Annotated in this window: 10 protein-coding genes; 8 read left to right on the top strand and 2 right to left on the bottom strand. The window is 44.2% G+C overall.

Going from position 1 to position 12,136, the window contains the following annotated elements; all coding sequences use genetic code 11:
* Both tssA and tssH read right to left on the bottom strand, forming a co-directional pair.
* The gene (gene tssA, locus FTU67_RS05855; protein WP_104484624.1) at positions 1–1,116 is read right to left on the bottom strand and encodes a type VI secretion system protein TssA; all 1,116 of its coding nucleotides are present in this window, start codon (positions 1,114–1,116) and stop codon (positions 1–3) included.
* Between the two features lie 19 nt (positions 1,117–1,135).
* Positions 1,136–3,814 carry a type VI secretion system ATPase TssH gene (gene tssH, locus FTU67_RS05850; protein WP_180061539.1) on the bottom strand — a complete coding sequence of 893 codons (2,679 nt, stop codon included), beginning with the start codon at positions 3,812–3,814 and terminating at the stop codon, positions 1,136–1,138.
* Between the two features lie 390 nt (positions 3,815–4,204).
* Here tssH and FTU67_RS05845 point away from each other — a divergent pair, with 390 nt between their 5' ends.
* The 8 genes from FTU67_RS05845 to FTU67_RS05810 all read left to right on the top strand — a co-directional run bounded on the left by FTU67_RS05845 (position 4,205) and on the right by FTU67_RS05810 (position 12,124).
* Positions 4,205–4,843 (top strand): hypothetical protein, encoded by a 639-nt coding sequence (locus FTU67_RS05845; RefSeq protein WP_104483770.1) that lies wholly within the window; start codon positions 4,205–4,207, stop codon positions 4,841–4,843.
* A gap of 20 nt (positions 4,844–4,863) precedes the next feature.
* Positions 4,864–5,367, top strand: coding sequence for a type VI secretion system contractile sheath small subunit (gene tssB, locus FTU67_RS05840; protein ID WP_045795670.1), 504 nt, complete (start codon positions 4,864–4,866; stop codon positions 5,365–5,367).
* Entirely contained in the window at positions 5,360–6,841 is a 1,482-nt protein-coding gene (tssC, locus tag FTU67_RS05835) for a type VI secretion system contractile sheath large subunit (protein WP_005177804.1), read from the top strand. The genes tssB and tssC overlap by 8 nt, the downstream gene beginning before the upstream one ends.
* 44 nt (positions 6,842–6,885) lie before the next feature.
* Positions 6,886–7,389: a type VI secretion system tube protein Hcp gene (locus FTU67_RS05830; protein WP_005177807.1), complete on the top strand. Its 504-nt coding sequence runs from the start codon at positions 6,886–6,888 to the stop codon at positions 7,387–7,389.
* Positions 7,390–7,456: 67 nt separating this feature from the next.
* Positions 7,457–7,933 (top strand): type VI secretion system baseplate subunit TssE, encoded by a 477-nt coding sequence (tssE, locus tag FTU67_RS05825; protein ID WP_045795669.1) that lies wholly within the window; start codon positions 7,457–7,459, stop codon positions 7,931–7,933.
* A gap of 11 nt (positions 7,934–7,944) precedes the next feature.
* Positions 7,945–9,750: a type VI secretion system baseplate subunit TssF gene (gene tssF / locus FTU67_RS05820; protein WP_180061538.1), complete on the top strand. Its 1,806-nt coding sequence runs from the start codon at positions 7,945–7,947 to the stop codon at positions 9,748–9,750.
* Positions 9,714–10,709 carry a type VI secretion system baseplate subunit TssG gene (gene tssG / locus FTU67_RS05815; RefSeq protein WP_180061537.1) on the top strand — a complete coding sequence of 332 codons (996 nt, stop codon included), beginning with the start codon at positions 9,714–9,716 and terminating at the stop codon, positions 10,707–10,709. Before tssF ends, tssG begins: the two co-directional genes overlap by 37 nt.
* Positions 10,706–12,124: a hypothetical protein gene (locus FTU67_RS05810; RefSeq protein WP_104484628.1), complete on the top strand. Its 1,419-nt coding sequence runs from the start codon at positions 10,706–10,708 to the stop codon at positions 12,122–12,124. Before tssG ends, FTU67_RS05810 begins: the two co-directional genes overlap by 4 nt.
* The last annotated feature ends 12 nt before the right edge of the window (positions 12,125–12,136 follow it).

Below are 12,136 nucleotides of genomic sequence, written 5' to 3'. Positions count from 1 at the left end.
TTACCAATCACTATTTGTTTCATTAGAGCTTTGCACACCCAGTAATTCCTGAATATTTTCAAGTGGGTTGTCATTTTTAATTACCTGAGTCAGCCATTCATGCAGCGGCATCTGACTCCATTTAATAGTTTTTTGCAGCATGTAGCTGACCGGGCTATGGGGTTCATTGGCCTGAAAATAATCGGCAATTTCCTGTAAAACCTGCATTGCCTGTTCACGGTTGGCCAGATGGTTTTGAGGTTGCGGTTGAAAACCGGTCGGTGAATTCATGATGGGCATCGCTATGGCAGGGGCTGCTGTAGTATTAATGGCATCAGCAGTCACAATGTTATTCTGTTCAGGTGCTTCAACCAGAGTCTGCGCGGCAAAGGCATCTGTTTTATATAATTTTTTAAGCGTGGAATGAATCGAATCAAGCTGTGAGTCAATGGCGGCAAAACTTGGCGCATCCAGGCCCATTAATTGATCCAGTACTTCTTTTAAACTTGACCACTGCTGCAAAATGTCCAGAAAGTGCTGGTAATTCTGGTATTGCAGCGACTTCGAGGTATTCAACAGCGCCTGATCAAACTGCTCCAGCTGTGGCGTGGCTGCTTGATCAGATGAATCTTCACTTTGCTTGCGACGCAAATTGTCCTGATACAGAAAATTGTCATAATCACGCAGGCTCAAGTGAGGTGCAGTCACAATCGGCACGGTTTTAATCAGCACCGGAATCTGGTTAATCAAACCTTGCAATAAACCAATACGCTGATCCAGATCATCATCTTCAATTTCCGGATGCAGCTGCAACCAGTATTCATTCAAGCTTCGATGGCTGAGTTGAATAGCCTGAGCAATGCCCTCAAAGCCATACAAATTGCTCCATGCTTCCAGCAGCCAGCCATATAAACGGATATCCTTGGTTTTACTTTCCAGTAATTCAGTCGATTTGCTATGTACAAAACCCCAGTCGGCCTGTTTGGGTTCGGAGACCCAATCGCCCTGATCGAGAAGCGGATCATCCTGAGTTTTGGCCTTTTTAATGGCATGAAACTCATTGGAAAAAGAATAATCTTCTCCGCAAGGCTGTTCAGCCGAAATGGGGTGTAACAATACATCGAGGTTGAGGTTCATTGCTGTTCTGAATCCTTGATCACGCTTCAGTCATCTTTGCTTTTTTACTGCTTCGTTTTTTGGCCGTTTTTTGTTCCGGATCGAGCTGATAGATGATTTCATCGTCTTTGACATCAATATGAATCAGTTGCGGAATTTTTTGCTCGGCCAGTGCCATCAGGATTTCTGTCGCCAAGGCCGGAAGCACCGAAGAATTCAGAATATTGTCGACATTACGTGCACCACTATCGACTTCGGTACAGCGACTCAGCAGTAATTCAATTAAATCGTCGGAATAGCTGACTTTGGTCTGGTACTGCTGTTCCAGACGCGCGGTAATTTTACCGAGTTTGTGCTGGATAATTTGCACCAGCAAATCATCATGCAATGGGTAATACGGCACAATCCGCATACGTCCTAAAAAGGCCGGTTTGAACTGCTTGTACAAACTTGGTTTCAGCTTTTCAATCAGCTGTTCTGCGCTTGGCCATTCATCTACCGGCAGCGGCAGGCAACTTTGCATGATGGCGCCGGAACCGGCGTTAGAGGTCAGCAGGATGGTGGTATTTTTAAAGTCAATCAGGCGACCTTCACCATCTTCGAGCATGCCTTTATCAAACACCTGATAGAACAGTTCCTGCACATCACTATGCGCTTTTTCAATTTCATCGAGCAGGACCACGCTATACGGATTACGACGTACGGCTTCCGTCAGCACACCGCCTTGACCATAACCCACATAACCCGGCGGCGCACCTTTTAAAGATGAAACCGTATGCGCTTCCTGATATTCCGACATGTTGATGGTAATCAGATGCGATTCACCACCGTATAACTCATTGGCCAAGGCCAGGGCAGTTTCAGTTTTACCAACCCCACTTGGGCCGACCAGCAGGAACACGCCTTGCGGTTTGTTTGGATCTTCCAACTTGGCTTTTGAGGTTTTAATACCTTGCACCAGTTGATGCAGGGCATAGTCTTGCCCCATAACACGCTCAGAAAGTTTATCTTCTAAGGTCAGAACCTGCTTGATTTCATCATTAATCATTTTTCCGACAGGAATACCGGTCCAGTCCGAGATAATTTCATTAATAATCTGGGCATTGACGCGTTCAAATACCAGCGGATGTTGACCTTGCAGTTGCTGCAACTGGCTGCGTAACTGCTGCATCTGGGTCTGGCTGTTTTCATCGGCTTCGGTCTGCTGTTCTAGCGTCTGAATCTGCTGAACCAGTTCCAGTTCTTGTTGCCATTGCTGTTGTGTATCGGCAATTTCCTGCTCAAGAGCAGTAATTTTCTGATTTAAACCGTCTAAACGTTCATGATGAATCGGGAAGTGTGCATGTTCTTTTTCAACAATTTCGCGTTCAAGTGTTAAATTGTGCAGCTGCGCCTGTAACTGATCGAGTTTCACCGGCTGGGCATTTTGAGTCAGCGCCACACGTGCAGCGGCGGTATCTAATACACTAATCGCTTTATCCGGGAGCTGGCGACCACTGATATAACGATGTGAGGCATGCACAGCCGTGACAATTGCTTCATCATCAATATTCAGCTTAAAGTGATTGGCCATCACCGGAATCATGGCGCGCAGCATATCAATTGCGACTTCTTCAGTTGGCTCTTCAACTTTGACCACCTGGAAACGGCGGCTGAGCGCGGCATCTTTTTCAAAATACTGTTTATATTCGGCCCAAGTGGTGGCCGCGATAGTACGTAACTCACCACGAGCCAGTGCTGGTTTCAGCAGGTTGGCGGCATCATTTTGACCGGCCTGACCACCAGCACCAATTAAGGTATGCGCTTCATCAATAAACAGGATAATCGGATGAGTCGAAGCCTGAACTTCCTGAATCACCTGTTTTAAGCGGTTTTCAAATTCACCTTTAACACTGGCACCAGCCTGTAACAGGCCCATATCCAGCACATGCAGATGCACGTTCTTCAGCGCATCGGGTACCTGGTTATTGGCAATTTTAAGTGCCAAACCTTCTACCACCGCAGTTTTTCCGACACCCGGTTCACCCGTTAAAATCGGATTGTTCTGACGGCGACGCATTAAAATGTCCAGCATCAGACGGATTTCAAATTCACGGCCAATCACCGGATCAATTGCGCCCGTTCTGGCTTTTTCAGTCAGGTTAATGGTGTATTGATCCAGCGCAGGTGTTTTTTTGCTATTTGGTGCAGGCTCGATAGCTGTGACGCTTTCAGTTTCAGCCGTTTCCGGGACAGTAGCGTTTTCATTTTCGACACTTTTGACACATACATCTAAGAATTTGTGCTTCATGGTGTCAATTGGGAACAGGTCAAACAGGCTCGAAGCACGCACTGCAATCTGATAAAGATCAGGTGCGGTTAGCAAAGCAACCAGTAAGTGACCGCTACGAATTTGCGGATTTTGCTCGGCCGAGGCTAATAACCAGGCTTGCTCTAACAGACGAATGATAGATTTTGCAAAGATAGGTGTACGAGAATTACCCTTTGGCAGGTGACTGACACTTTCTTTTAAATCATGAATGAGATCATCTTTTAAAATTTTATATTTATCGAGAAGGAGGCTCAGGTCATTTTTATGGTCTTGGGTTAATAATTCTAGGAAAAAGTGTTCTATTTCAATTTCGTAGTTCTGCTGATTAATACAGGCATTGGCAGACTTTTCTAAGGCTGTTCTGGCATGACTTGATAGTTTATTAATCAAAATTTTTAAATTATTCATAACACGCTCTAGTTATAATTCCAGTCCAAATGGGTTAAAGTAGCGACCATGGGCTGAACATCGTTTTCAGTAAATAAAATAAATTTTACTTACATATCAATAACTTGTATTGATATAAATATTAGGGTTGTAGTATTCTACCTAAAATTTTTTCAAAAATGAAAACAAATAAGACAAAAATAATTTTACCTGAAACAAAAATATGACAATTATTGTCGATAGTTGGCAGAATTTGTCTTGACGCCAGAAGTTTATTTTTTGTTAAATTTGCGCGATGTTTTTTTTTGATAAAAATTGTTCGTGTTCAGTTTTCAAATACACCCATTCACTATAAATGAATTTAGAAATTAGAGGCTCGTTTTGAAAAAAAGTATTCTTCTTTTTCCCCTAATGGCGACACTTTGTGCCACCCCAATTGCTTATGCAGATGAGCAGATTGAGCTAAAACGAGGCTGTATCAAGGATTATCCGCTGGTTAAGGGAGAAACTGATCAGGCATTGTTGGGGATTTATCAGCAAGTGTGTGCCAAAGAAAATAAAAAAAATCAAGAGGTGAAACAAGAACTGCAAGTTCAAGCCGCAAAACGTTTTCAGGAACTTGGTAAAAATATGAAGACCCTGCAGCTGGTAGAACAGCTGGAAAACCAGGGCGTACGCCATCCAGACCTGACTGATGCGCACTTTTTAGCAGGCGTTTCGATTGCCAAAAATGCCTTAAACTATATGCGTACCGAGCAAATGCGCTTTTTATCTGACGAAGTGACCTATCCAGCGGCCAAGGAATTATCGGATACTATCCGCGCTTCAGTGCCTGCTCCGGATACCAGTTCTGCCAAGGCCATTACCAATGCATCGCTTGCCAAAAAAGCTGCAGCCCAACGTGCTGCAGCACGTAAAGCAAGCAGTAATGCAAGTCGTGCTAAAACCACACGTACCGCATCGACCAAGGCAGCAACTGCAACAAGAACAACTGCTCCGGCAGCAAAACCAGCGGCTTCAAATAATCCATTTGAATCGCTACGAAAATAATAAAACAGGATCACTGTATTATGGCTAAACGTGAAAGTGTACAAAAGAAACTTCAGCGCATTCGTCCTCCACGTGTTCAACTGACTTATGATGTTGAAGTGGGTGATGGCAAAGAAGTGAAAGAATTGCCTTTTGTGGTGGGGGTATTGGGGGATTTCTCTGCTGCTTCTGAACTGGAAAAGACCAAATTAAAAGATAAAAAATTCATTAATGTTGACCTGGATAACATTGATGAAGTGATGGAATCTTTGGCGCCACGCGCAGCATTTGATGTGGAAAACACCTTAACCGAAGAGGGCGGTCGCATGTCGGTGGATCTGACCTTCACTTCCATGGAAGATTTCCGTCCGGAAAGCGTGGTGCAACAGGTTGATCCGCTGCGTAAACTGGTCGAAGCACGTGAGCGTTTAACCGATTTGCGTAACAAGATTTCCAATAGCGAACGTCTGGAAGATCTGCTGGATGAAGTATTAAAAAATACTGACCAGATTCGTAAATTAAGCGCGGAGGCAGATCATGACTAATGCTCAGGCCGTTCAGGCACAAACCCAGACTGCAGAAGAACTGACTTTGCTGGACTCGATTGTCGAGCAAAGCCGGATTGCCCGCAATGAAGAAGAACATGACCGTGCCAAAAGCCTGATTGGCGAACTGGCCAAAGAAGTCATGGCCGGCACAATCACTGTTTCTGAAAACATGACCTTGTCGATTGACAAGCGTATTGCTGAAATTGATGCGCTGATTTCTGCCCAGCTCAGCAAAATCATGCATCATGAGCAGTTCCAGAAAATTGAATCGACCTGGCGCGGTTTATATTATTTCTGTCAGGAAACACCGTCGAATCCGCTGATTAAAATCCGCATGCTGAATACGACCAAAAAAGAACTGGTCAAAGATTTCCAGGGCGCGACTGATTTTGATCAGAGTACCTTGTTCAAGAAAATCTATGAAGAAGAGTATGGTTCATTTGGTGGTGCACCGTATGCGACTTTAATTGGTGACTTCGAGTTTGACCGTACGCCTTCAGATATGTATCTGCTGGAGCAGATTTCGCACGTGGCTGCGGCATCGCATGCACCATTTATTTCTGCGGCAAGTCCGAGCATTCTGGGGCTGGAATCGTTTACCGATATTGACCGTCCACGTGATGTATCCAAGATTTTCGAAACTGCAGAATATGTACAGTGGCGTTCATTTCGTGACAGCGAAGATTCACGTTATGTCGCATTGACCATGCCGCGTGTATTGGGTCGTCTACCGTTCCATCCGAAAGATGGTGCAGCCACTGAAGGCTTTAACTTTATTGAAGAAGTGTCGGGCCAAAACCATGATGAATATTTATGGATGAATGCGGCGTATGCCTTTGGTACCCGTTTAACCAATGCCTTTGATATGCATGGCTGGTGTGCGGCAATTCGTGGCGTTGAAGGTGGCGGTCTGGTCGAAGGCCTGCCGGTCCATACCTTTAAAACCAGCGATGGCGAAGTGGTCTTCAAGTGTCCAACTGAAATTGCCATTACTGACCGTCGTGAAAAAGAATTAAGCGATTTAGGCTTCATTCCACTGGTACATTGTAAAAATACTGACTACGCGGCGTTCTTTGGTGCGCAATCTGCACAAAAACCGAAGAAATACGACAGCGATAGCGCCAATGCCAACTCGGCCTTATCTAGCCAGATTCAATATATTATGGCGGTTTCGCGTATTGCCCATTATTTAAAAGCCATGATGCGCGACAAGGTCGGCAGCTTTGCCTCTGCTGGCAATGTTGAAGCCTTTTTAAATGACTGGTTATCGCAATACGTCTTGCTTGACGACGGTGCCTCTCAGGAAGCGAAAGCACAATATCCGCTTCGTGAAGCATCGGTAAAGGTTGTAGAAAATCCTGCTCAGCCGGGACACTACAAGTCTGTGGTTTTCTTAAGACCGCATTTCCAGTTGGACGAGTTGTCGGTTTCTTTGCGACTTGTTACTGAGTTACCTCAGTCCTCAAATTGAGGCAACTTATAATAACTTTTAACTAAAACAGGAAAATTTATAAAATGAAAGATATCTACGTACAGTTTCGAGGGAAGTATAAAGTTGATGGCGAATCGCGTGACGCAGAGCACAAAGATTGGCTAGAAGTAAATTCTTGGGCGCACAATATCCGTCAGCCTAAATCAGCAACTTCTTCAAGTGTAGGTGGTCATACTGCTGAGCGTGTGGAACACTCAGACATGGTTTTTGTTAAAGATTTGGATGCAACCAGTCCAAAACTTTGGGAAGCATGTTCTGCGGGTTATACCTTCGATGAAGTACAGATCGATTTCTATCGTGCTAACGGTGACAAGCGTATCAAGTACCTGCAAATCAAACTGAAACATGTACTGGTTTCAAGCGTAACGCCAACTGTGAATGAAGAAGGTGTTCCAACTGAATCATTCGGTTTGAAATATGCCGCAGTCGAGTGGACTTATAACCAGCAAGATATTAACGGTACCCAAAAAGGTGCAGTTACTAAAAAATGGTCACTTTCAAATAACACAGCATCTTACGCTGCTTAATTTGTATGACCACGGGAGGCTGGCGCTATGCCAGCCTCTACCTGATTTTATACTTAATTAGTAATACATGAATTTAGACCAGCTTTATCCGTACGGTTTTAGAACTACATTATTTGACCGGCTTTTAACTACAGAAGATTATCATTTAAAGGGGTTGTCATTACAGGAACTTCGCGAATCTGTTGCTGCAGATCTGGAAGACCTGCTCAATAGCCGCATGGCATCTTTGCATGAACAGATTGATGATTTTCCACTGGTTAAAAAGTCCATTATGCAGTTTGGGATTATTGATTTTGTCGGCTTATCGACCGCTAATCCAAGTGACCGCGATAAAATCTGCCAGTCTATTGCACAATCCATCGCGGCACATGAACCGCGTTTAAGACAGATTAAAGTTGAAATGTTATTAGATGAACAGGATATGGGGGCTTTGTGCTTGAGTATTCAGGCCTATATCAATATTCATCCCTTATATGAACCTGTGATTTTTGATGCTTTATTAAAACCAACAACACAACAATATGTTATTTCGGCACGTGCATAAGTGGGATTCCTGTGATTGAAGACTTGTTACCTTATTACGAAAAACAGCTGCAAGAATTCGGCCAGCAATCTCGTGAATTTTCCCAGAAATATCCTAAAATCGCGCAGCGTCTGTCTTTAAATCAGGAACAGATTGATGACCCGCATATCGAGCGTTTAATTCAGGCATTTTCACTAATAGCCGCGCGTATTGATAAAAAACTGGCAGACAGCTACGACATTTTTACCCGCGCCTTGTTTGAGGTCATGTTTCCACAGTACCTAAAGCCATTTCCGGCCTGTTCTGTGGTCAGCTTTGAAGATCTCAATAAAATTAAACAGCTGACCGAAGCACATATAATTCCCAAAGGCACGGCGTTAAAATCCAGAAGTTTCAAAGGCGTTCAGTGCGAGTTTTCCAGCACACACACTGTGAATTTATTGCCAATTCAGCTCAACAAGCTGGAATTCAAGAGCAATCCGAGTGCGCATATGCACTTGAACCAGAATGCAACCTTAAGTCTGGGTTTTGAAATTTTTAATCAGGCACACACATTGCTGCAACAACAGCAGTTGCCAATTTATCTTGATGCGATTTCCAATTTTCCGCTTCAGGTACTCGATGGTATTTTCAGTCCCAGTACCGGATTTTCATTAAAAATTGGCCAGCGCCAAATTCAGATTGCTAATCCGTTTCAGCTGATGGGCATGCATGAGCAGGAGAGTGTACTGCCGCTAGATGAGCATACCCATCATGCCTACCGGTTATTGCTGGAATATTTCTGCTTTCCGGAAAAGTTTAATTTCCTGAGTCTGAATCTGGATTTTCTGCATTATTTCGAAGATCAGAGCCAGTTTGAATTGCTGATTCATCTGAAACTGAACCTGAATGATCAGATGGTGATTCGCAATTATTCCGAACTGAACGTGGCTAACTTTAAATTATTTGCCACACCGGTGGTGAACCTGTTTGAGAAGCAGGCCGAACCGCAAAAAATTGATCACAAGCAGCTGGAATATCCACTGGTGACCGATGCGCATCATCCTGAGTTTTATCAGATGTATAGCATTCAGGAAATGAACATGATCCGGGAAAAAACCAATCAGGATCAGGTGGTTTTTCCGGTTTATCCATTTTTTGCCATGAGTCATTATCGGCATGAAGATATTCAGTTTTATTACGCCCTAAATGCCAAGCAGCTGCATAACCGTTTTGTGGAAACGGGCTACAGTGTATTGTCAAAGCAATTACAACCGCAGCACACCAAGTCGGATTTTATCAGCGCCAAACTGCTTTGCTCAAACCGTGACTTGCCACATGAGGCTTTAAGCCAAGCCAATAATATTTTAAATCTGAATGACAGCAGTCTGGCACGGCGCGCTCTGGTACTGAAGCGTCCGAATAAGCCGTATTATTTTGAGCAGAATAAAATGGAACAATGGCGGGTGATCTCGCATTTATCCTTAAACACCTTGTCTTTGATGAAAGGTGATGCGATCAGTCATATCAAAGAGCTGCTTGAACTTTATAACCTACCAAAATCTAAAGAAAATCATTTAATTATTGACTCAATTAAAGCGGTCGAGTTTTCGTTAACCCAGAAAATGGTCGAAGCTAAACCCTTTCCTTTATTTGTCCGTGGTCTGAAAGTGCATCTGGATATTGATCCACAGGTATTTCGTGGCCATAGCCTTTATATTTTCAGTACCTTGCTCAGTCATATCTTTAACTTAAAAGTTCAGATGAACAGCTTTGTGGATGTGGTGGTGCGCGATGCCAACAGCTTACAGGAGTTATACCAATGCGTGCAGAACGTTGGTGGCAAGAAACTTCTGTAATTGCAGATCTGGTTGAACAGCCGACGGCGTATGAGTTTATTCAGGCCACGCGGCTGCTGCGTCATGCACCTGAACAGGCCGTACAGACCGACTGGAAAAAGGGCTTTCAGTTTCAGACCTCGCTCAATCTGAATTTTCCGGCGGCAGAAATTGAAACGTTGGCGGTTGAAGATGATCAGATTCAGCTGACCAATTTAATGGTGGGACTCACCGGCATTCAGGGGGCCTTACCGTATACCTATACCCAGCGCATCCGCCAGAGTCCACGTATCCAGCGTGAAGAAACCGTGCAGTTCCTCAGTTTGTTTAATAACAAACTGACCGGCCAACATATTGAAGCCAGCTTGGCTTATAACTTGCCGGTACGTTATGAGGTCGAACACGACAATCATTATCTGGATATTCTGCATGCGCTCAATGGTTACATCCGTTCACAACATGAACAGGATGAGATGGATCATTATTTTGCAGAATTTTCAGGCCTGATGCAGGGCCAGAACAACACCGCACATGCCTTAAAAACCGTGCTGAACTGTATTTTCAAAACCGATTTTACTGTACATGAATTTATTGAAGAAAAATTCAAACTGGATGATGCGCATAAAACCTGTTTAGGCGGCAGCAATCCGGCCTTGCTTGGAGTAAATACCTTTTGTGGGGAAACCATCCGCCAGATTGATGGCAAGATTGAAATTGAAGTCGGACCTTTAAACCGGCAGCAATATCAGGAATTTTTACCGGGACAGCGAGCCAGCACTAAACTGAAAAAACTCTTACAGACCTGGTGCAGTCCGACTCTAATGGTTGACTTGCGTTTGGTGCTGAGCAAAGAAGACATTCAGCCTTTGTGTCTGAACTCCAGTCATCATGCGGGGCTAGGGCAAGGGGCTTTTTTAATGCCACAGGCACGGGCAGATAATCGTGATAGCTGTTATCCGCTGTTGGGGGATCAAAGATGATCAAGTGGATCATTGGCACTTTTGTCGGTATTTTTATTCTGGTCAGCACCGCCATTATCTTTTACTGGCGCGATATTCAGCATGATCCCGATACGGCAGATATGCTGGCATTTTTTGTGTTTTTGCCTTTGGCGATTACGCTGCTGCTGACATCACCTTTCATCATTTATAGCGCAGTCCAGCGTTATAAAAAACGTCAGGAAGAACAAAAACAGCAGCAGGAGCAGGCGGCACTTGCCCAGCAACAGATTCCTGAAGAAAAAGTGGAGCCGGTCAGAACGGTGGCGCTGAACCTGTACAGTGGTTATAGCCAGCATGCCTTTGGTGAAAATGAACAGATTGTTGAAGAATTAAAAAATTTCACCAGTCCGGAGCTGGATCATCAGCTGTTAAATGCCTACGGCTTGCCAATTCTGTCCTATCGGATTAAAGACCTGGATGATGAAATTGAGCTGGACGACGATGCAGATGAATATAGCGTTGACAGCCAGCGCAGTTTACGTATGCGCCGGCTGGTCCAGCAGCAGCTGGTTCAGCACAGCGATGTACTGATGCAAATTGCCGAACATTTAAAACAGTCGGCACTGTTTTATGACAGCGAGTTGGCCTATCAGTACCGTATGCATCCGGGCTGGATTGATCCCAACCATCAGGAAGATGACAGCCTTGAACCTGAGCCGGTGCAACCTGTTATGCGTTTAAACCGGATTAATATTCATGTGGTGCTGGCAGAAGATTTGCTGCATTTGTGGAATGAAATGGACAGCCAGCAGATGATCATGGAGTTTATCCAGGATTTTCAGGTGATTCCGGAGCAGATTCATATCGAGCATCATTACTGGGGCAGTAAAAATGCCTATCAGGACTGGTTTGAATTGCTGGAACAGACCGCAGCACAAACCGAAGACGTATCACTAATTGTGCTGGTCGATTCTGAAATTGATCAGGACGTGATTGATGAAAAAACCTGGCTGACCGACCATTATTTACCGGCTGAATTTGTCTCTAGCTGTATTGTGGCCTCCACCGCGGTGCAGATTAACCAGTTAGAACCATTCAAAATGCTGCAGCTGGTGTTGAATGAAAAAAATATTGCCCATTACCTGCAGCAGCATCAGATGACAGAACTGGCGCAATTCGATCAGGAACAGCCTTTTGTGCTGATGCCGGATGATCCGACCCAGATTAAAGTCGTGAAGCAGATTGAACAGAGTTTTGCAGAGTCTCAAATCGAAACTCATCATTTTTTATATACAAAACAAAGTATTGGTCATACCCAACACTTATCGAAAGTGTTTTCTTTCATGTTGGGCATGCATCTTCCAGAGGGAATTATTTCCATGATTTACAGTACCGAACATCCGGCCACCCACGTACTTTTTATGCCGGTTTCCCATGAAACCCCACAGGGCTGATGTTGCAGTATC

The sequence above is a fragment of the Acinetobacter sp. YH12132 genome (assembly GCF_013418645.1).
Taxonomy (GTDB): Bacteria; Pseudomonadota; Gammaproteobacteria; order Pseudomonadales; family Moraxellaceae; genus Acinetobacter; species Acinetobacter indicus.
Note: the sequence above shows the minus strand (reverse complement) of the source record. Positions and strands in the feature narration are given on the sequence as shown.

Bases quoted from the DNA above. Each gene is read 5' to 3' on its own strand.
- tssA (WP_104484624.1), bottom strand. From the start codon at position 1,116: ATGAACCTCAACCTCGATGTATTGTTACACCCCATTTCGGCTGAACAG.
- tssH (WP_180061539.1), bottom strand. From the start codon at position 3,814: ATGAATAATTTAAAAATTTTGATTAATAAACTATCAAGTCATGCCAGA.
- FTU67_RS05845 (WP_104483770.1), top strand. From the start codon at position 4,205: ATGGCGACACTTTGTGCCACCCCAATTGCTTATGCAGATGAGCAGATT.
- tssB (WP_045795670.1), top strand. From the start codon at position 4,864: ATGGCTAAACGTGAAAGTGTACAAAAGAAACTTCAGCGCATTCGTCCT.
- tssC (WP_005177804.1), top strand. From the start codon at position 5,360: ATGACTAATGCTCAGGCCGTTCAGGCACAAACCCAGACTGCAGAAGAA.
- FTU67_RS05830 (WP_005177807.1), top strand. From the start codon at position 6,886: ATGAAAGATATCTACGTACAGTTTCGAGGGAAGTATAAAGTTGATGGC.
- tssE (WP_045795669.1), top strand. From the start codon at position 7,457: ATGAATTTAGACCAGCTTTATCCGTACGGTTTTAGAACTACATTATTT.
- tssG (WP_180061537.1), top strand. From the start codon at position 9,714: ATGCGTGCAGAACGTTGGTGGCAAGAAACTTCTGTAATTGCAGATCTG.
- FTU67_RS05810 (WP_104484628.1), top strand. From the start codon at position 10,706: ATGATCAAGTGGATCATTGGCACTTTTGTCGGTATTTTTATTCTGGTC.